This is a genomic window from Xylanimonas ulmi (assembly GCF_004216535.1).
GTDB lineage: Bacteria > Actinomycetota > Actinomycetes > Actinomycetales > Cellulomonadaceae > Xylanimonas > Xylanimonas ulmi.
This window is the reverse complement of the sequence record NZ_SGWX01000001.1, coordinates 3,863,318-3,882,790: the sequence shown is the minus strand read 5'-3', so window position 1 is coordinate 3,882,790 and position 19,473 is coordinate 3,863,318. Positions and strand designations below refer to the sequence as shown.

Here is a 19,473-nt window from a genome sequence, read left to right as displayed (position 1 = left end):
GAGCGCCAGATGTGCCGCGGCTCACGTCCCGGTGCGCGTCACGGCGGCCGGACGGCGCCGCGTGGGGTGGCAGGATGCGGGGAGCGATGAGGTCTGTCCACAGGCGGCCGCATCGAGCCGACCTCCCGGCGACATCCGCGCGCCAAGTCACCCCGGTCTCCCCTGCGGACCGGGGGGTTCTGCGGTGGAATGAGCGTCGGGCACCTGCGAGCCCTTGAAGAACGGGAGCGTGTGATGACACTGACGACCACCGCCGCAACCACGTGGCGGTCCACCGGCGTGGCGGACCTGCCGGAGGAGACGCTCGAACTGATCGACAAGTGGTGGCGAGCAGCCAACTACCTGTCGGTCGGCCAGATCTACCTGCTCGACAACCCTCTGCTCCGCGAGCCCCTGCACCGCGACCATGTGAAGCCGCGACTGCTGGGCCACTGGGGCACGACCCCGGGACTGACGTTCCTGTACGCGCACCTCAACCGCGCCATCAAGGAGCGGGAGCAGTCGACGGTGTACATCACCGGCCCGGGCCATGGCGGTCCCGGCCTGGTGGCGGCCGCCTACCTCGACGGCACCTACTCCGAGGTGTACTCGGACATCACCAAGGACGCCGAGGGCGTGCGCCGCCTGTTCAAGCAGTTCTCGTTCCCGGGCGGCATCCCCTCGCACGTCGCGCCCGAGACCCCGGGCTCGATCCACGAGGGCGGCGAGCTCGGCTATGCGCTCTCGCACGCCTACGGCGCCGCGTTCGACAACCCCGACCTGCTGATCGCGGCCGTCGTCGGCGACGGCGAGGCCGAGACCGGCCCGCTGGCCACCTCCTGGCACTCCAACAAGTTCGTCAACCCCGCCAAGGACGGCGTCGTGCTGCCGATCCTGCACCTGAACGGGTACAAGATCGCCAACCCGACCGTGCTGGCGCGCATCCCCCAGGACGAGCTTCAGGCGCTCATGGAGGGCTACGGCCACAAGCCGCACTTCTTCGAGGTCGCCGACGGCTCGACCGAGTCCCACGTCGACATCCACCGCCGGTTCGCCGCGGTGCTCGACGAGGTGCTCGACGAGATCGCCGAGATCAAGGCGCGCGCCGCGGCGGGCGACCTGTCTCGCCCGGCCTGGCCCATGATCGTGTTCCGCACCCCCAAGGGGTGGACCGGCCCCGAGACGATCGACGGCAAGAAGACCACGGGCTCGTGGCGCGCCCACCAGGTGCCGCTGGCCAGCGCGCGCGACACCGACGAGCACCTGCACGACCTTCAGGCGTGGCTCCAGTCGTACCGGCCTGAGGAGTTGTTCGACGCCGACGGGTCGGTGTTGCCCGAGATCGCCGCCCTGGCCCCCGCGGGCAGGCTGCGTATGAGCGACAACCCGCACGCCAACGGCGGTCTGCTCCTGCGCGACCTGCGCCTGCCCGACTTCCGCGACTTCGCCGTCGACGTCCCGACGCCCGGTGGGTCGATGTCCGAGGCGCCGCGTGAGCTCGGCAAGTTCTTCACCGAGATCATCCGCCGCAACCCGGACAACTTCCGGATCTTCGGCCCGGACGAGACGGCGTCGAACCGCCTGCAGGCCGTGTACGAGGTCACCGACAAGCAGTGGAACGCCGAGTTCTTCGGCCCCGACGTCGACGAGCACATGGCCCGCGCGGGCCGTGTCGTCGAGATGCTGTCCGAGCACCAGGTGCAGGGCTGGCTCGAGGGCTACCTGCTCACGGGCCGCCACGGCATGATGAGCTCGTACGAGGCGTTCATCCACATCGTCAACTCGATGTTCAACCAGCACGCCAAGTGGCTCAAGGTCACCAACGACATCCCGTGGCGGCGGCCGATCGCGTCGCTCAACTACCTGCTGTCGAGCCACGTGTGGCGCCAGGACCACAACGGCTTCAGCCACCAGGACCCCGGGTTCATCGACCACGTGGTCAACAAGAAGGCTGAGATCGTCCGGGTGTACCTGCCGGCCGACGCCAACACCCTCCTGTCGACCTACGACCACTGCCTGCGCTCGCGCCAGCTGGTCAACGTCGTCGTCTCGGGCAAGCAGCCGGCGCCCAACTGGCTGACCATGGAGCAGGCCGTCGAGCACTGCACGCGCGGCCTGGGCATCTGGGAGTGGGCCGGCACCGAGAAGGACGGCGAGGAGCCCGACGTCGTGCTGGCGGCCGCGGGCGACGTGCCCACGCTGGAGATCCTGGCGGCGGCCGACATCCTGCGCCAGGAGGCCCCACAGCTCAAGGTCCGCGTCATCAACGTCGTCGACCTGATGAAGCTTCAGGACCCCAAGGAGCACCCGCACGGCCTGTCGGACAAGGAGTTCGACGGCTTGTTCACGACCGACAAGCCGATCATCTTCGCCTACCACGGCTACCCGTGGCTGATCCACCGCCTCACCTACCGCCGCAACGGGCACGACAACATCCACGCCCGCGGCTACAAGGAGGAGGGCACCACCACGACGCCGTTCGACATGGTGATGCTCAACGACATGGACCGCTACCACCTGGTCATCGATGTCATCGACCGGGTCCCGGGCATGAGCCAGCGCTACGCCGGCCTGCGCCAGCGCATGCAGGACGCCCGCATCCTCGCCCGCGCCTACACTCGCGAGCACGGGGACGACCTCCCCGAGGTTCGCGACTGGGTGTGGCCGGACGCGCGTGAGCTCGCCGCCAACGCCGAGGTCACTGCGACCTTGAGCACGGGCGGCGACAACGAATGACCATCCGGTGAGCCCGGCCGGGGCGCCGCCCCCGGCCGGGCTCACGCCCGCTTGCCCCCAGGCGGACCAACCTGATCTGAACAAGGAGCAGCTAACCCATGCCGGCCACGCGCAGCATCCTCATCGCCTCCCCTGAGGGAGACTCCGGAAAGTCCACGGTCGCCCTGGGCGTCATCGACGTGCTGGTGCGACAGGGACAGCGTGTCGGCGTGTTCCGGCCAGTCTCGCGCGTCTCGGCCAGCGAGGGCCCCGACGGCGAGCGCGACCACGTGCTGGAGATGCTGCTCCAGCACGACGGCGTCGACCTGACCTACGACGAGTCCGTCGGCATCACCTACGACGACGTCCACGCCGACCTCGACGCGGCCATGAGCCGCATCGTCGCCCGCTACCACGAGGTCGCCTCCAAGTGCGACTCGGTCGTGGTGCTCGGCACCGACTACACCGACGTGTCGGGCCCCACCGAGCTCGCGTTCAACGCCAAGATCGCCGCCAACCTCGGCGCCCCCGTGCTGCTGGTCGTCTCGGGCCGCGGCCGCAGCGACGAGGACGTCAAGGCGCTGTCGGGCATCGGCCTCGGCGAACTGCGCGCCAACCACGCCCAGCCCATCGGCGTCGTCATCAACCGCTACGACGGCGCGGTGCCCGCCGACCTCTCCCCGCTGACCGCGGACCCGACGCTGCCCATCTGGGCGCTGCCCGAGGAGCGGTTCCTGCACGCCCCGACCGTCGCCCAGCTCATGGAGGCCTCGGACGGCGAGCTGTGGTTGGGCGACCCCGACCTGCTGCCCCGCGAGGCCCTCAACGTGCTGGTCGGCGCGATGTCGGTCGAGCACCTGCTCGACCACCTGTCCGACGGCGCCGTCGTCATCACCCCCGGCGACCGCACCGACGTCATCCTCAGCCTCTTGGCCGCGCAGTCCGCCGCGAGCTTCCCGTCGCTCGCCGCCATCATCCTGACCGGCGGCATGACGCCCGGGGGCCGCATCGGCGACCTGGTGCGCGCGATGAACCCGCACGTCCCGGTCATCGTCACCAAGCAGGACACCTTCCCGGTCGCGCGCGCCGCAGGCCGCACCGTCGGCCGCGTGACCGTGGGCTCGACGCGCAAGATCGACGTCGCCCGCTCGCTGTTCGAGGCCCACGTCGACACCGCGGAGCTGCTCGCCAAGCTGGCCGTGCCGCGGCCCGAGGTCGTCACCCCGCTCATGTTCGAGTACGAGCTCATCGAGCGCGCCCGCGCCAACCGCCGCCGCGTCGTGCTGCCCGAGGGCAACGACGACCGCATCCTGCGCGCCGCCTCGACCGTGCTCGCGCGCGGCATCGCCGACCTGACGATCCTGGGCGACGAGACCAGCGTGCGCGCCCGCGCCACCGAGCTCGGCCTCGACATCTCGAACGCCACGGTGCTGTCCCCCACCGACCCCGACCACGTCGAGCGGTACGCCGCCGAGTACACGCGCCTGCGCGCCCACAAGGGCATGACGGTCGAGCGCGCCCGCGAGATCGTCACCGACGTCTCCTACTTCGGCACGATGATGGTCCACCTGGGCGACGCGCACGGCATGGTCTCGGGCGCCGCGCACACCACGGCGCACACCATCCGCCCCTCGTTCGAGATCATCAAGACGGCCCCGGGCATCTCGTCCGTGTCGGGCGTGTTCCTCATGTGCCTCGAGGACCGCGTGCTGGTCTACGGCGACTGCGCCGTCATCCCCGACCCGACGACGGAGCAGCTCGCCGACGTCGCGATCGCCTCGGCCGCCACGGCCGCCCAGTTCGGCGTCGAGCCGCGCGTGGCGATGCTGTCGTACTCGACCGGCGAGTCCGGCTCGGGAGCCGACGTCGACAAGGTCCGCGCCGCGACGGCCCTGGTCAAGGAGCGCCGCCCCGACCTGTCGGTCGAGGGCCCGATCCAGTACGACGCCGCGGTCGACGCCGCGGTCGCCGCCTCCAAGCTGCCCGGCTCCGACGTCGCCGGGCGCGCCACCGTGTTCGTCTTCCCCGACCTCAACACCGGCAACAACACCTACAAGGCCGTGCAGCGCTCGGCCGGCGCCGTCGCCGTCGGCCCGGTGCTCCAGGGCCTCAACAAGCCGGTCAACGACCTGTCGCGCGGCGCGCTCGTGCAGGACATCGTCAACACCGTCGCGATCACCGCCATCCAGGCCCAGGGGGCCTCGGCATGACAGGATCCTCCCGCCAGACTCCCGCCGTCGAAGGGTTCACGCAGTGAGCACCGTCCTCGTCCTGAACAGCGGCTCCTCGTCGCTCAAGTACCAGCTCGTCAACCCGGACACGGGTGAGGCGCTCGCCGTCGGCCTCGTCGAGAAGATCGGCGAGCCGCTGGGCGTGCTCACGCACGAGGTGGGCGAGGCGGAGACGATGCGCGAGCTGCCGATCCCCGACCACGGCGAGGCGCTGCGCCTCGTGCTGGGCCTGTTCGACGAGGTCGGCCCGTCGCTCGATGCGGCGGGCGTCGTCGCCGTCGGGCACCGCGTGGTGCACGGCGGCACCGCCTACTCCCACCCCACCGTCGTCGACGACGACGTCGTGGCGGGCATCGAGGCGCTCATCCCGCTCGCTCCGCTGCACAACCCGGCCAACGTGACCGGCATCAAGGTCGCGCGCGAGCTGCTCGACGTGCCGCACGTCGCCGTGTTCGACACGGCGTTCTTCGCGTCGCTGCCCGAGTCCGCCTACACCTACGCGATCGACGCCGCGGTGGCCAAGGAGCACCAGATCCGCCGGTACGGGTTCCACGGCACGTCGCACGAGTACGTCTCGCAGCGCGTCGCACAGGTGCTGGGCCGCGACGACCTCAAGCAGATCGTGCTGCACCTCGGCAACGGCGCCTCGGCGTCGGCCGTCGCGTCCGGGGTCGCCGTGGACACCTCGATGGGCCTGACGCCGCTGGAGGGCCTGGTCATGGGCACCCGCTCGGGCGACCTTGACCCGGCGATCGTGTTCCACCTGCGCCGCGTGGCCGGGCTCGACGTCGACGAGATCGACAACCTGCTCAACAAGCGGTCGGGGCTCAAGGGCATCGCGGGGCGCAACGACATGCGCGAGGTGCGCTCGGCCGCCGAGGCCGGCGACCCGGCCGCGCTCCTTGCGCTGGCCGTCTACCGCCACCGGCTCGTCAAGTACGTGGGCGCCTACGCCGCCGTGCTGGGCGGCGTCGACGTGCTGACCTTCACGGCCGGCGTCGGCGAGAACTCGGCGCCGCTGCGCGAGGAGGTCGTCGAGGCGCTGGCGTTCCTGGGCCTGGCCATCGACCCGGCCAAGAACGCCGTGCGCTCCAAGGAGCCGCGCGTCATCAGCCCCGACGGCCACGAGGGCCCGCTGGTCATGGTGGTCCCGACCAACGAGGAGCTGGCGATCGCCCGCCTGTCCGTCGCCGCCATCGCCTGACCCCGAACCCGACCCCCGCCAGGCCGCCCGGACCGGTGGCCTCGCGGGGGTCGTTCGCGTCGGGGCGCGGGTGCGGGCTTAGGGTCGGGGCGTGATCCTCCTCGACCCGCCCGTGTGGGCCGCGCACGGGCGCGTGTGGTCGCACCTCGTCTCGGACACCTCGCTGTGGGAGCTGCGGGCGTTCGCCCGCGCCGCGGGGGTGCCCGACCGCGGGTTCGACCTCGACCACTACGACGTCCCCGCCGAGCGGCACGCCGAGCTGCGCGCGGCGGGCGCCACCGCCGTCGACGGGCGCACGCTCGCGCGGCGGCTGACCGCCTCGGGACTGCGGGTCGCGGGCCATGAGCGCGCCCCGGCCAAGCGCGACGCGCTCCACCGGCGCTGGCGGAGCCTGTGGGCCGACGCGCCGGAGCGGGGCGAGGCGTCGGCGTCCTCGGACCCGTTCGACGCCGCCGCGCACGACCTCATCGAGCGGTGGGCGCAGCCGCATCGCGTCTACCACGGCCGCCTGCACCTCGCGGCGACCCTCGACGCGCTCGACGCCCTGCTCGCCTCCGCGCACGCCGCCCGAGGCGTCGGCCCGGCGCAGGCGCGCACCGCCCGGCTCGCACTGTGGTTCCACGACGCGGTGCACGACGGCGTCGCGGGCCGCGACGAGGAGCGCTCGGCCGACCTCGCGCGCCGGCTCCTGGCGCCCGGGGTCGAGGCCGGTCGCCTCACGCCCGCCGAGCACGACGACGTCGCGCGGCTCGTCCTGCTCACCGCGGCGCACGACCCCGCGCCCGGCGACACGCTCGGCGCGCTCGTGAGCGACGCCGACCTCGCGATCCTGGCCGCCGCGCCCGACCGCTACACCCGCTACACCCAGCAGGTGCGCGCCGAGTACGCCGACGTGCCCGAGGCGCAGTTCCGCGAGGGCCGGGCCGCGGTGCTCGACCAACTCCTCGGATTGCCGACGCTCTTTCGCACCGACGCCGCCCGGGCCGTCTGGGCGCCGCGCGCCGGCGCCAATCTGCGCGCCGAGCTCGCCGCGCTGCGGGCCCGCCCGGCGTGAGGCTCAGCGCGAGGCCCGCGTGACATCGCCGATCGCCTCCGGCGCTCCCGGCGGCCCGCCCGTGACACTGCCCGCGATGAGACGCCCGCGCGCCGGGAGACGGCGCCGGCGCGTCCTGTGGGGGGCCGGACTGCTCGTCCTGGCGGTCGCGGCGCCCGTCGTGTGGGTCCAGGCCGTCGGGCACGCCCACGTGCGCGAGCCCGACGACGCGGGGCCCGCGGACGCGGTCATCGTGCTCGGCGCGGGGCTGCGTGCGGACGGCACGCCGTCGCCCTTCCTGCGGCGGCGGCTCGCGGTCGCCGCCGACCTGTACCGGCGCGGTGTGGCGCCGCGCGTGATCCTGTCGGGCGACGCGCACGAGCGTCCCGACGGCACGGCCTACGACGAGCCGGGGTCCATGCGCGACTGGATCGTGGGCCTCGGCGTCCCTGCGGGCGCGCTGGTGCTCGACCGCGAGGGCTTCGAGACCACAGCCACCTGCCGCCGCGCGCACGAGGTCTACGGGGTGCGCGCCGCCGTCGTCGTCACACAGGACTACCACCTGCCGCGGGCGCTGTTCGGCTGCGCGCGGGCCGGCGTCGACGCCGTCGGGGTCGGCGCCTCGGCCGAGTCGTCGAACCCGCTGCGGTGGCTGTGGTGGCACGCGCGCGAGGCGCCGGCCTCGTGGCGGGCGGGCGTGCGCGAGCTCCTCGGGCTCTGAGGGTCCCCCAGCGGGGCGGGCTTGCCAGCGGGGCGGGCAGCGCGGGCGTCAGCGCGCGCGCACCGCCCGCAGCGCGCGCATACCCGCCGTCAGGGCGGCCGCCGCACGCTCGCCGCCCAGGGCGTACAGGCGGTCCATCGACAGCCCCAGGCTCACCGCGCGCTGCGTCGCGACCGTCTGCGGCTCGCTCAGGGCCTCGACGATCTCGCGCCCGTGGCGCCGCCCCAGCCCGGACGCGCCGAACCCGCCCATGGGCGCCGCGACCGACCCGAACGCCGCCATGTACCCGTCGTTGACGTTGACCGCGCCCGCGCGCAGCCGGGCCGCGATCTGGCGGGCGCGCCGCACGTCGCGCGACCACACCGACGCGCTCAGCCCGTACTCGGAGTCGTTGATGACCGCGACCGCCTCGTCGTCCGACGCCACGCGCCGGATCGAGACGACCGGACCAAACGTCTCCTCGCGCGCGCACAGGGCGTCGTCGGGCACGCCGTCGAGCACCGTGGGCGCGTAGAAGAACGGCCCCACGTCGGCGCGGTGCACCGCCCCGGCCAGGGCGCGCGCGCCCCGCGCGAGCGCGTCGTCGACGTGCGCGACGACGCGCGCGAGCTGATCGGCGGAGACGAGCGAGCCGACGTCGGCGCGGTAGTCGAGGCCGCCGCCCAGCCGCAGCGTGCGCGCGCCCGCGACGAAGCCGCCCACGAACTCCTCGGCGACCGCCTCGTGGACCACCAGTCGCTCGACCGAGACGCACAGCTGCCCCGCGTTCGCGAAGCACGCCCGCAGCCCGCCCCGCACGGCGGCGTCGACGTCGGCGTCCGCGGCGACGTACATGCCGTTCTTGCCGCCGAGCTCAAGCGTCGCGCCGATGAGCCGCCGTCCCGCGTGCGCGGCCACCAGGCGCCCCGTCGCCGTCGAACCCGTGAACGCGATGTGATCGACGGCGTCGATCAGGGCCGTGCCGGCCTCGGCCGCGCCCGCGACCACACCGAACAGGTCGGCCGGCAGCCCGCACGACTCGAGCAGCTCGGCGACCCACAGCGCCGTGAGCGAGGTCTGCGGGTCGGGCTTGACGACGACCGCGTTGCCCGCCAGCAGCGCGGGCAGCGCCTCGGAGACCACCATCGCCAGCGGGTAGTTCCACGGGGCGATGACGCCGACCACGCCCACCGGGTGCAGCAGCCGCGTCGTGGCGGTCAGCAGCGGGATCATGCCCCGCACCCGCCGCGGCGCCAGGTAGCCGGGTCCGGCCACGGCGTAGTGCCGCGCGAGCTGTGAGGCGTAGGCGACCTCCTCGAACGCGTGCGCGCGCGCCTTGCCGCCCTCCATCTGCACCAGGTCGAGCACCTCGGACTGCCGGTCGAGCACCGCGCGGGCCACGCGCAGCAGCACCCGCGCGCGCTCACGGGGCGCCGTCGCGGCCCACGCCGGCTGGGCGGCGCGCGCCCGCGCGACGGCGCCCGCGACGTCCGCGGGCGAGGACAGCGGGAGCGAGACGAGCGGCGCGCCCGTGAACGGCAGGAACGCGCGGTGCTCACCGGCCCGATGCGAGGTCACGACGCGGGCGAGCAGCGGCGCGACGACGTCGGGCTCCAGCGCGTAGGTGCCGCCCGGAAGATCGGGGTCGACGACGCCGCGCAGCGCACCGGCGACCGCGTCGTTCAGGGCGTCCGGAAGGGCGTCGTCGCCCTCGTTCGCGGTGGCCATGCGGTCACCCTACACACGGGCGCCCACACGCCCCAGGCCCATCCCGGAGCGCGCCTCAGTGCGGGGTGTACGGCGAGACGACCACCTCGACGCGCTGGAACTCCTTGAGGTCCGAATAGCCCGTCGTGGCCATCGCCCGCTTGAGCGCGCCCACCAGGTTGAGCGTCCCGTCGGCCTGGCGTCCCGGTCCGAACAGGATCTCCTGGAGCGTGCCCGCGGTGCCGACCTCGACGCGCTCGCCGCGCGGCAGCACCGAGTGGTGCGCCTCGGGGCCCCAGTGCCAGCCGCGTCCCGGCGCCTGCGACGAGCGCGCGAGGGCCGCGCCCAGCATGACGGCGTCGGCGCCGCACGCCACGGCCTTGACGATGTCGCCCGAGCGGCCCACGCCGCCGTCGGCGATGACGTGCACGTAGCGGCCGCCCGACTCGTCGAGGTAGTCGCGGCGGGCCGCGGCGACGTCGGACACCGCGGTGGCCATGGGCGCGTGGATGCCGAGGCTGACGCGCGTGGTGTGCGCGGCCCCGCCGCCGAAGCCGACCAGGACGCCCGCGGCGCCCGTGCGCATGAGGTGCAGCGCCGCGGTGTACGTCGAGGCGCCGCCGACGACGACGGGCACGTCGAGCTCGTAGATGAAGCGCTTGAGGTTGAGCGGCTCGGCGTTGCCGCTGACGTGCTCGGCCGAGACCGTGGTGCCGCGGATGACGAACAGGTCGACGCCGGCGTCGACCACCGTCTTGTAGTGCTCCTGCGTGCGCTGCGGGCTCAGGGCGCCCGCGACGGTGACACCCGCGGCGCGCACCTCCTTCAGGCGCTGCGTGATGAGCTCGGGCTTGATGGGCTCGGCGTAGATCTCCTGCATGCGGCGCGTCGCCTCGTCCTCGGGCAGCTGCGCGATCTCGGCGAGCAGCGCCTCGGGCGACTCGTACCGCGTCCACAGGCCCTCGAGGTCGAGCACGCCGAGTCCGCCGAGCCGGCCGAGCTCGACGGCGGTGCCGGGGCTCATGACCGAGTCCATGGGCGCGGCCATGATCGGCAGGTCGAAGTGGTAGGCGTCGATCTGCCAGCCGACCGAGACGTCCTCCGGGTCCCGCGTGCGGCGGGAGGGGACGACGGCGATGTCGTCGAAGGAGTACGCGCGGCGCCCGCGCTTGCCGCGGCCGATCTCGATCTCGTTGCTCACCGGGCCAGCCTACCGGCGGTGCGCCACGGCGACCGGATGGTGTCCGCAAGCGGTTGCGGCGCGGGTGCGGACAGGCGCGGGAGGGCGCGCGGGCGGCCGTGTCAGTGCCGGGTGGCAGGGTCTGCGGCATCAGGAGACGCACGCGCAGGGCAGGCACGGCAGCGGGCATGAGGCAGCACGACAAGGAGCGGTCGATGGGTGAGCAGCCATACGAGGCATACGACGCCGGATGGGCGCGCGGCCCGCTGGTGGGCTTCGACACGGAGACGACCGGGGTCGACGTCGCCGCCGACCGCATCGTGACGGCCGCAGTGGTGCTGCGCGTCCCCGGCGTGAGCACCACCGTGCGCACGTGGCTGATCGACCCGGGCGTCGAGATTCCGGCCGAGGCCGCCGCGATCCACGGGGTGAGCACGCAGCACGCGCGCGCCCACGGTCAGTCGCCCGCCGCCGCGCTGGAGGAGATCGCCGCCGAGCTGACCGCGCACCTGCGGGAGGGCGTCCCGCTGGTCGCGTACAACGCGGCGTTCGACCTGTCGCTGCTCGACGCGGAACTCGCCCGTCACGGCCTGGCGACCCTGCCCGAGCGGCTCGGCCGCCCGGTCGCACCCGTGCTCGACCCGCTCGTCATCGACCGCTGGCAGGACCGCTACCGGCGCGGCAAGCGCCGCCTCGGCGACCTCGTCGCGCACTACGGGGTGCACGCGGCCGACGACCTGCACGCGGCCGACGTCGACGTGCTGGCCACCCTCGACGTGCTCGACGCGCTGGTGCGCCACTTCCCCCGACTGAGCGAGCTGACGCTCGACGACCTCCACGAGGCGCAGGTGGGCGCCCACCACGCGTGGGCGCGCAACTTCAACGAGTGGCGCGCGGACCAGGGGCTGCCCGGGCCGGGCGCCTCGACGGCGTGGCCCGTCGAGCCCGCGGGGCGCCGGCCGGCGGTCTCGACGGGCTCAAGCGCCGATCCGGGTCAGAACCCGGTGTAGTTCGGCGCCTCGACCGTCATCTGCACGTCGTGCGGGTGGCTCTCCTTGAGCGAGGCCGCCGTGATGCGCACGAAGCGCCCCTTGGCCTGCAGCTCCGGGATGGACTGCGCCCCGACGTAGAACATCGTCTGGTGCAGCCCGCCGACGAGCTGGTGCGTCACGGTGCTGAGCGAGCCCTTGAACGGCACCTGGCCCTCGACGCCCTCGGGCACGATGAGCGAGTCGTCGGCGACCTCGGCCTGGAAATAGCGGTCCTTGGAGTAGGACTTCTTGCCCCGCGAGGACATCGCGCCGATCGACCCCATGCCGCGGTAGGCCTTGAACTGCTTGCCGTTGACCAGGATCGTCTCGCCCGGGGCCTCCGCGGTCCCGGCGAGCATCGAGCCGAGCATCACGGTCTCGGCGCCGGCCACGATGGCCTTGCCGATCTCGCCCGAGTGGCGCATGCCGCCGTCGGCGATCACGGGGACCCCCGCGGGGCGGGCGGCGAGCGCCGACTCGTAGACCGCGGTGATCTGCGGCACGCCCACGCCGGTGATGATGCGCGTGGTGCAGATCGAGCCCGGGCCCACACCCACCTTGATCGCGTCGGCGCCGGCGTCGACAAACGACTGGGCTCCCTGGCGCGTGGCGACGTTGCCGCCGATGACCTGCACGTCGCGCGTCGCCGGGTCCTTCTTGAGCCGCTCGACCATCTCGATGAGCATGCGCACGTTGCCGTGCGCGGTGTCGGCCACGAGCACGTCGACGCCCGCGTCGATGAGCGTCGTCGCGCGCGTCCACGCGTCGCCGTAGTAGCCGATCGCGGCGGCGACCAGCAGACGGCCCTGGCCGTCCTTGGAGGCGTGCGGGAACTGCTCGGACTTGACGAAGTCCTTGACGGTGATCAGACCCGTGAGCCGGCCCTCGGCGTCGACGAGCGGCAGGCGCTCGAGCTTGTGGCGGCGCAGCAGGAGCGTGGCCTCCTCACGCCCGATGGTCGACGGCCCGGTGATGAGCGGCGCCGGGGTCATGACCTCCTCGACCTTGGTCGTGGCCCACTCGGCGACCGGGGTGAAGCGCAGGTCGCGGTTGGTGACGATGCCGATGAGGTGACCCTCGCCGTCGACCACGGGGAAGCCCGAGATGCGGTACTCGCCCGCGAGCTTGTCGAGCTCCTCCAGCGTCTTGTCCGGGCCGATGGTCACCGGGTTGTCGATGATGCCGGTCTGGGTGCGCTTGACGAGGTCGACCTGACGGGCCTGGTCCTCGATCGACAGGTTGCGGTGCAGCACGCCGATGCCGCCCTGGCGCGCCATCGCGATCGCCATGCGCGCCTCGGTGACGGTGTCCATCGCGGCCGAGATGAGCGGCACCCGCAGCGAGATCTCGCGCGTCAGGCGCGTGGTGGTGTCGATGTCCGAGGGCGCCAGATCGGAGTAGCCCGGCAGGAGCAGCACGTCGTCATACGTGAGTCCCAGGTTCGCGAAGGGGTCGTGCGGGGTCGAGTCCGTCATAGCCAGAGTCTACGTTTCCGGCAGACGTGCGACGGCGGCCGAACGCCGTGCGCGAGGCCCCGCGCGCGCCGCGACCACCGCCACGCGGACGCCGTCGTCGGCTCACGCGACGACGGCGAGCACCTCGTGCAGCAGGCCGGTGAACGAGCGCACACGCTGGACGGTGGCCGCGAGCGGCACCTCGCTGACGGAGTCGTCGCGCCGCAGGCCGACGAAGATCGGCAGGCTCGCGAAGGCGTCGTGGACCGAGTGGACGACGCCCAGGTCGGGGCGCGCGAGCGTGGTCGCGAGGACCAGCGCCGCGGGGCGCACCATGGTGACGAGCTCGACCGCGCGGTGCGTGCTCGCCGGACCGGTCACGATGCGGGCCGTGGCGCCCTGCGCGACGAGCGCGGCCGCCAGGGCGTGTGCGGCCAGCGGCACGACCTCGTCGGGCGCGGCGAAGATCAGCACGATCTTGCGCATCCGGCTCGGGTGGTTCGCGGGCGGGTTGCCCGCGGCGACCAGGGCCTGCTCGAACGCCTGCGTGAACTCGCGCAGCGCGCGCAGCGCCGCCGTCGCGAGCACGAGCTCGGGCGCCTCGCCCGGCGTGCCGAGCACGGTGCGCTGCGCGATGCGCAGCCACGCCGGCTCGACGAGCTGGGTCCACCACGCGGCCGGATCGCCCTGGGCGCCGATGCGCAGCAGGGCGTCGCACGCGGCCTGGTCGTAGGCGAGCGCGGCGTCGATGACGGCCGCGACCCGCGCGGAGACGGTCGACGGCGCGGCCCCGGGCAGCGACGTCGCCCCCGCGCCGCGGGCGCCCTCGCCCCCGCCGGGCAGGGCGCGCAGGTGGCCGCGCGCGGCGCCGCCGTTGTCGCCCTCGGCGCCCGCCCTGGCGCCGGGGCCGCGCACCGCGATGTCGAGGTCGTCGACCTCGGTCTCCAGGGCTGCGCGGGCCGCGTCGACGGGCGCGACGCCCTCGACGGTCAGGCGGCGCATCACCAGGAGCCGGGCCACATCCTCCGGGGTGTAGCGGCGGTGGGACCCGGCGGTGCGGCCGGACGGTCCAAGTCCATAACGGCGGTCCCAGGTGCGAAGCGTCGCAGGAGCGACCCCCAGACGACGGGCGACTGCCGCGACGGCGAGCCCAGGGCTCGGCGTGCTGGGCCTGCCCGAAGAGGCGGGCCGTGAGGGCGTCATGGCTCGATTGTGCCGATGGCCCTACGGCCGTGCCACCGCGCCACGACCGGTGGCGCGATTCGACATGATCGATCTCGTCAAACCGAGGCGCACACCCGGTCAACAGCGCACGAAGTTGCCCGAGGTCGGTCCAGGTCCCACCGAGCAGACCGGGCCTTGAACAACTTCTGCACAACTTGTAGGTTGTGCGCATGACGGAGATCTCGAGGCTGCCAGGTCCGGTAATGGAGCTGTGGGAGTGGCAGTATCAGGGCGCGTGCCGCGACGCGGACGACACCCTGTTCTTCCACCCCGAAGGTGAGCGGGGCTCGACCCGCCGCCGACGCGCAGAGGCCGCCAAGGCCATCTGCAACACGTGCCCTGTGATGATGCAGTGCCGCGAGCAGTCGCTGCGCGTGCGCGAGCCCTACGGCGTCTGGGGCGGGCTCTCCGAGGACGAGCGCGCCGCGATCCTCGCCAAGCGGACGGGCTGACCCCTCGCCCCCGTGCGACCTGGTCGAACCCCAGCCGCACCCAGCCAGAACGCGACGAAGCCTCCGCACCAGCGATGGTGCGGAGGCTTCGTCGTGCTGGCGTGCGAGGCGGGCGGTGCGCCCGCCTGTCGTCAGACTGTCGTCAGCTGACGACGACGGCGAGGACGTCGCGAGCCGAGAGCACCAGGTACTCCTCGCCCGCGTACTTGACCTCGGTGCCGCCGTACTTGCTGTAGATGACCTTGTCGCCGACCTTGACATCCACGGGGATGCGCTTGCCGTTGTCGTCGAAACGGCCGTCGCCGACCGCCAGGACCTCGCCCTCCTGGGGCTTCTCCTTGGCGGTGTCCGGGATGACCAGGCCGGAAGCCGTCGTGGTCTCGGCCTCAATGGCCTTGACGACGATCCGGTCCTCGAGCGGCTTGATGGGGACCGACACGTCGGACCTCCTCTTTCGCTGTGATGCGTGATGGACTGGTGTGCGCCACCGAGCTGGCCGTCGTCGCGGGTGCCGGCGCAGCAGGTCGCGCTGCGCCCAATCTAGGAGCGCCGTTAGCACTCTGACAAGTCGAGTGCCAAAGTCTGTCGCACTCGATCACGTCGCCGCAGGTCACGGCGTCGGCGTCGATTTCGCCGGACACCCCTCGCCCCCGCTCGCGGACACCCACTGGCGCCGACCCGGCTCGACCAGGCACCATGTCGCCCGATGGAAACGCAGCAGATCGTCGACCGCGCCCGGCTCTGGGCGGACTACTACGCGCAGGTGCAGGCGCAGCGCTCCCTGGTGCGCCTCGACGCCGAGCGCGCGCTCGACGCGCTCAAGGCCCGCCTGACGCCCGTGCGCCTCGGCGCCGAGACGGCGTGGCAGGTGCTGGCGCTGGGCGCCGCGGACGCCGACCGGCTGCGCGCCATCTCCGCAGCGGTCACGCTCGCCCCCGTCAGCGCGCAGGACGCCGACGCCGTGCGCCAGTTGGAGCGCGACGTGCCCGAGGCGCTGGCCGACATCGACGCCGTCGCGGGGGCCAAGCGCATGCTGGCGCGGCCCTCGGCGCGTGAGGCCGCCGACGACGCCGTCGAGTTCCTGACCGAGTACGTCGCCTGGGGCGAGGCCGAGGGGCTCGTGGCGACGCTCAAGGGCATGGAGCCCGAGCCCGCCCCCACCGTCGCGGTCGCGGACGCGCTCGCCCCGCACGTCGGCCTGAGCGCGATCTGGCGCAAGCTCGGCGCCGCCGAACTCGTCGCCGCACCCGCCGCCGGCGCCACCCCGCCGTCGACGGACGCCGACGCCCCCGCGGGCGTCGCCGCGGTGCGCGCCGCCATCACGCAGCACGCCGCGACACACCTCGCCGTCTTCTCGACCGCGCCGCACACCGCCGCCGAGTTGCTGACGACGCTCGCCGCCTGACCGCGCCGGTCACCTGTCCGGACCCGTCACCGGGCCCCAGGCGGCGCCGCGGCGCGCTCGGGTCGCCCGGTCTGACACCATGACGGAGTGGATCCGGCGACACTCAGCAAGCTGCTCAGCCCCGACGGGTGGGCGCTGCTCGCGGCGCTGCCGCCCTACGACGAGAAGCAGGCCATGGCGCTGTCGATGCGCCTGCGCGACCAGGGCGTCGACCCCGACCTCGCGGCCGCGGCGCTGACCCAGAGTCGGCTGCGCGCCAAGGCCCGCGCCAAGCTCGGCGACTTCGCCGACGGCATGCTGTTCACCCCCGACGGCGTCGAGCAGGCCACGCGGCTCATCGTCGCGGCGCTGCACGCGCGCCGCTACCTCGCCGCGGGAGTCACCAAGGTCGCCGACCTGACGTGCGGCGTCGGCGCCGACGCGCTCGCCTTCGCGGGTGTGGGCCTGCGCGTGCTCGCGGCCGAGATCGACGAGGTCACCGCCGCGATGGCCACCATGAACCTGCGGCACTTCCCCGAGGCCGAGGTGCGGCACACCGACGGCCTGAGCCTCGACCTCGCCGCCGAGGGCGTCGACGGCGTGTACGCCGACCCCGCCCGCCGCACCCGCGGCGGCAAGCGGGTCTTCGACCCGAAGGACTACGCCCCGCCGCTCGACGCCGTCTGGGCGCTGCGCGCGCAGGCGCCCGCCGTCGGGATCAAGGTCGGTCCGGGCATCGCCCACCAGGGGCTGCCCGCGGACGCCGAGACGCAGTGGGTCTCGGTCGACGGCGACGTCGTCGAGGCGGGGCTGTGGTTCGGTCCGCTCGCGCCCCAGGGGCCTGGCCGCTCGGCGCTGCTGCTGCACACCCGCGGCGCCGGGACGCTCACGCGCACGCTGCGCAGCCCCGTCCCCGTCGGGGCGCACGCCGCCGGACCCGCCTACGACCAGGCGCCCCCCGTCGGTCCGGTCGGCGGCTACGTCTATGAGCCCGACGGCGCGGTGATCCGCGCGGGCCTGGTCGGGCAGGCCGCCCACGACCTCGGCGGCCGCCTGCTCGACGCGACCATCGCCTACGTCACCACCGACCAGCCGGCCCCGGCAGACGCGGTCGACCCGGCCTCGGGCCAGGCGCCGCTCGCCACGGGCTTTCGGGTGCTGGACGTCATGCCGTTCGGGGTCAAGCGCCTCAAGTCCTACCTGCGCGAGCGCGACGTGGGCCGGGTGACGATCAAGAAGCGCGGCACAGCGGTGACGCCCGAGGCACTGCGCGCCCAACTGTCGCTGCACGGGCCGCGCGAGGCGACGCTCATCCTCACGCGCGTGGCCGACGCGCAGAAGGTGCTGGTCGTCGAGCCGATCACGCACACCGAGCCCCGCGGCGGCGGACCGCGGTGACCTGACGATGGCGGCGTGACCATGGTGGACGCCGTCGGGCCACCTGGGACGCCGCGTGCGAGCATGGGCCGCATGGGGTTGGAGTTCGCGCGCTCGGCGCGCTCGACCGTCGGGCTTGAGTGGGAGCTCGCGCTCGTCGACGCCGACTCGGGAGACATGCGGCAGGCGGGGCCCTCCGTCGTCGCCGCCCTCTCGCCCGACGGCGTGCGCCCGCACCCCCACGTGCACCCGGAGTTCCTGCGCAACACGGTCGAGCTGGTCTCGGGCGTCGCGCGGACCGTGGGCGCCGCGGGCGCCGACCTGATGCGCACCCTCGCCGAGGTGCGCGCCGTCACCGACCCCATGCGCGTCGAGCTCGTCAGCGCCGGGACGCACCCGTTCTCACACTGGTCGACCCAGAAGGTCACCGACAAGGAGCGCTACCACACCGTCGTCGACCGGGCGCAGATGTGGGGCCGGCAGATGCTCATCTACGGCGTCCACGTGCACGTGGGCGTCGAGGACCGCGCCAAGGTGCTGCCGATCATCCGCTCGCTGCTCGTCTACTACCCGCACCTGCAGGCGCTGTCGGCGTCGTCGCCGTTCTTCGACGGGCGCGACACCGGGTACGCGTCCATGCGCGCGCTGCTGTTCCAACAGCTGCCGACGGCGGGGCTGCCGTACCAGTTCGAGACCTGGGGCCAGTTGGAGCACTACGTCGAGGACATGCTGCGCACCGGCGTGATCGACGAGTTCAACGACGTGCGTTGGGACGTGCGGCCCGCCCCGCGGTTCGGCACCATCGAGGTGCGCGTGTGCGACGGCGTCTCCAACCTCACCGAGCTGCTCGCGCTGTCCGCGCTGACGCACTGCCTGGTCGAGCACCTCTCGACGCGGATCGACGACGGGCGCCCCCTGCCGTCCATGCCGCAGTGGTTCGTGCAGGAGAACAAGTGGCGTGCCGCCCGCTACGGCATGGACGCGATCATCATCCTCGACGACGCCGGCAAGGAGGAGCACGTCGCGCACGCCACCCGCCAGCTCGTGGCCGAGCTCGAGCCCGCCGCCGAGCGGTTGGGCTGCGTGGCCGAGCTCGCCGGCGTGCTCGACATCGTCGAGCAGGGCGCCTCCTACCAGCGGCAGCGCGCCGTCGCCGCCGCTCACGGCCCCGGCCACGAGGGCTTGGAGGCCGTCGTCGCGCACCTGGTCGCCGAGCTGCGCGCAGGCCACCCACTCAGTCCCGGCGGCTGAGCCCGCCCGGTGGTTGAGCCTGTCGAAACCACCACCCACCCCGACCCCGAGGAGCCCGATGCGCCGCCTGATCGTCGACCAGAAGCTGCTGTCGGTGCGTGAGCGGTTCACGGTCAACGACGAGATGGGCGGGCCGGTCTATCAGGTCGAGGGCAGCCTGTTCCAGATCCCGAAGCAGTTCACGATCCGCGACGTCGCCGGCCGTGAGCGCGCCCGGGTGTGGAAGAAGCCGCTGTCATGGCTGCCGCGGTTCTTCGTCGAGGTCGAGGGCGCCCCGGTCGCGACCATCCGCAAGGAGCTGACCTTCCTGCGCCCGCGCTACACGATCGACGGCCCGGGCATCACCGTCACCGGGAACCTGTGGGACATGAGCTTCGAGCTGCTGCGCGGCGGGGCGCCCATCGGGCGGGTCGACAAGAGGTGGATGTCGATCCGCGACACCTACGCCGTCGAGATCGAGCGCCCCGAGGACGAGCTGGTGGTCCTGGGCATCGTCCTGGCGATCGACTACGTCAAACGCTCCGAGAGCGCCGCCGCCGCGTCGACGTAGC

16 protein-coding genes are annotated in these 19,473 nt (G+C 73.4%); 11 read left to right on the top strand and 5 right to left on the bottom strand.

Annotated elements, in window-relative coordinates; all coding sequences use genetic code 11:
- The first annotated feature begins 234 nt into the window (after positions 1-234).
- The 5 genes from EV386_RS17815 to EV386_RS17795 all read left to right on the top strand — a co-directional run bounded on the left by EV386_RS17815 (position 235) and on the right by EV386_RS17795 (position 7,883).
- The gene (locus EV386_RS17815) at positions 235-2,715 is read left to right on the top strand and encodes a phosphoketolase family protein (protein WP_130416600.1); all 2,481 of its coding nucleotides are present in this window, start codon (positions 235-237) and stop codon (positions 2,713-2,715) included.
- A 98-nt stretch (positions 2,716-2,813) separates the two neighbouring features.
- On the top strand, positions 2,814-4,904 hold the full coding sequence (pta, locus tag EV386_RS17810) for a phosphate acetyltransferase (RefSeq protein WP_130416599.1): 2,091 nt from the start codon (positions 2,814-2,816) through the stop codon (positions 4,902-4,904).
- Between the two features lie 43 nt (positions 4,905-4,947).
- Entirely contained in the window at positions 4,948-6,129 is a 1,182-nt protein-coding gene (locus EV386_RS17805; protein WP_130416598.1) for an acetate/propionate family kinase, read from the top strand.
- Positions 6,130-6,220: 91 nt separating this feature from the next.
- Entirely contained in the window at positions 6,221-7,183 is a 963-nt protein-coding gene (locus tag EV386_RS17800; RefSeq protein WP_423218986.1) for a DUF4031 domain-containing protein, read from the top strand.
- Between the two features lie 76 nt (positions 7,184-7,259).
- Positions 7,260-7,883, top strand: a complete 624-nt coding sequence (locus tag EV386_RS17795; protein WP_130416597.1) for a SanA/YdcF family protein — start codon at positions 7,260-7,262, stop codon at positions 7,881-7,883.
- 48 nt (positions 7,884-7,931) lie between these two features.
- On the opposite strand, the gene EV386_RS17790 is transcribed toward EV386_RS17795, so the two are convergent.
- Positions 7,932-9,590, bottom strand: a complete 1,659-nt coding sequence (locus EV386_RS17790) for a succinic semialdehyde dehydrogenase (RefSeq protein ID WP_130416596.1) — start codon at positions 9,588-9,590, stop codon at positions 7,932-7,934.
- 55 nt (positions 9,591-9,645) lie between these two features.
- Positions 9,646-10,770, bottom strand: a complete 1,125-nt coding sequence (locus EV386_RS17785; RefSeq protein WP_130416595.1) for a GuaB3 family IMP dehydrogenase-related protein — start codon at positions 10,768-10,770, stop codon at positions 9,646-9,648.
- Between the two features lie 194 nt (positions 10,771-10,964).
- On the opposite strand from EV386_RS17785, the gene EV386_RS17780 reads away from it, so the two are divergent.
- On the top strand, positions 10,965-11,759 hold the full coding sequence (locus EV386_RS17780) for an exonuclease domain-containing protein (protein ID WP_130416594.1): 795 nt from the start codon (positions 10,965-10,967) through the stop codon (positions 11,757-11,759).
- Here EV386_RS17780 and guaB read toward each other — a convergent pair.
- Positions 11,744-13,255 (bottom strand): IMP dehydrogenase, encoded by a 1,512-nt coding sequence (gene guaB / locus EV386_RS17775; RefSeq protein WP_130416593.1) that lies wholly within the window; start codon positions 13,253-13,255, stop codon positions 11,744-11,746. The genes EV386_RS17780 and guaB overlap by 16 nt on opposite strands.
- 102 nt (positions 13,256-13,357) lie before the next feature.
- A complete protein-coding gene (locus EV386_RS17770) occupies positions 13,358-14,437 on the bottom strand; it encodes a MerR family transcriptional regulator (RefSeq protein WP_130416592.1) in 1,080 nt (359 codons plus the stop codon).
- A 191-nt stretch (positions 14,438-14,628) separates the two neighbouring features.
- Here EV386_RS17770 and EV386_RS17765 point away from each other — a divergent pair, with 191 nt between their 5' ends.
- Positions 14,629-14,910, top strand: coding sequence for a WhiB family transcriptional regulator (locus tag EV386_RS17765; protein WP_129205627.1), 282 nt, complete (start codon positions 14,629-14,631; stop codon positions 14,908-14,910).
- A gap of 142 nt (positions 14,911-15,052) precedes the next feature.
- On the opposite strand, the gene groES is transcribed toward EV386_RS17765, so the two are convergent.
- Positions 15,053-15,349 carry a co-chaperone GroES gene (gene groES, locus EV386_RS17760; RefSeq protein WP_130416591.1) on the bottom strand — a complete coding sequence of 99 codons (297 nt, stop codon included), beginning with the start codon at positions 15,347-15,349 and terminating at the stop codon, positions 15,053-15,055.
- Between the two features lie 267 nt (positions 15,350-15,616).
- On the opposite strand from groES, the gene EV386_RS17755 reads away from it, so the two are divergent.
- The 4 genes from EV386_RS17755 to EV386_RS17740 all read left to right on the top strand — a co-directional run bounded on the left by EV386_RS17755 (position 15,617) and on the right by EV386_RS17740 (position 19,472).
- Positions 15,617-16,315, top strand: a complete 699-nt coding sequence (locus EV386_RS17755) for a hypothetical protein (RefSeq protein WP_130416590.1) — start codon at positions 15,617-15,619, stop codon at positions 16,313-16,315.
- An 87-nt stretch (positions 16,316-16,402) separates the two neighbouring features.
- Positions 16,403-17,692 (top strand): class I SAM-dependent methyltransferase, encoded by a 1,290-nt coding sequence (locus tag EV386_RS17750; RefSeq protein ID WP_130416589.1) that lies wholly within the window; start codon positions 16,403-16,405, stop codon positions 17,690-17,692.
- 72 nt (positions 17,693-17,764) lie between these two features.
- Entirely contained in the window at positions 17,765-18,922 is a 1,158-nt protein-coding gene (locus EV386_RS17745) for a glutamate--cysteine ligase (RefSeq protein ID WP_130417027.1), read from the top strand.
- A gap of 58 nt (positions 18,923-18,980) precedes the next feature.
- A complete protein-coding gene (locus EV386_RS17740) occupies positions 18,981-19,472 on the top strand; it encodes an LURP-one-related/scramblase family protein (protein WP_130416588.1) in 492 nt (163 codons plus the stop codon).
- Position 19,473 lies beyond the last annotated feature (1 nt).

Bases quoted from the DNA above. Each gene is read 5' to 3' on its own strand.
- EV386_RS17815 (WP_130416600.1), top strand. From the start codon at position 235: ATGACACTGACGACCACCGCCGCAACCACGTGGCGGTCCACCGGCGTG.
- pta (WP_130416599.1), top strand. From the start codon at position 2,814: ATGCCGGCCACGCGCAGCATCCTCATCGCCTCCCCTGAGGGAGACTCC.
- EV386_RS17795 (WP_130416597.1), top strand. From the start codon at position 7,260: ATGAGACGCCCGCGCGCCGGGAGACGGCGCCGGCGCGTCCTGTGGGGG.
- EV386_RS17790 (WP_130416596.1), bottom strand. From the start codon at position 9,590: ATGGCCACCGCGAACGAGGGCGACGACGCCCTTCCGGACGCCCTGAAC.
- EV386_RS17780 (WP_130416594.1), top strand. From the start codon at position 10,965: ATGGGTGAGCAGCCATACGAGGCATACGACGCCGGATGGGCGCGCGGC.
- guaB (WP_130416593.1), bottom strand. From the start codon at position 13,255: ATGACGGACTCGACCCCGCACGACCCCTTCGCGAACCTGGGACTCACG.
- EV386_RS17770 (WP_130416592.1), bottom strand. From the start codon at position 14,437: ATGACGCCCTCACGGCCCGCCTCTTCGGGCAGGCCCAGCACGCCGAGC.
- EV386_RS17765 (WP_129205627.1), top strand. From the start codon at position 14,629: ATGACGGAGATCTCGAGGCTGCCAGGTCCGGTAATGGAGCTGTGGGAG.
- EV386_RS17755 (WP_130416590.1), top strand. From the start codon at position 15,617: ATGGAAACGCAGCAGATCGTCGACCGCGCCCGGCTCTGGGCGGACTAC.
- EV386_RS17745 (WP_130417027.1), top strand. From the start codon at position 17,765: ATGGGGTTGGAGTTCGCGCGCTCGGCGCGCTCGACCGTCGGGCTTGAG.
- EV386_RS17740 (WP_130416588.1), top strand. From the start codon at position 18,981: ATGCGCCGCCTGATCGTCGACCAGAAGCTGCTGTCGGTGCGTGAGCGG.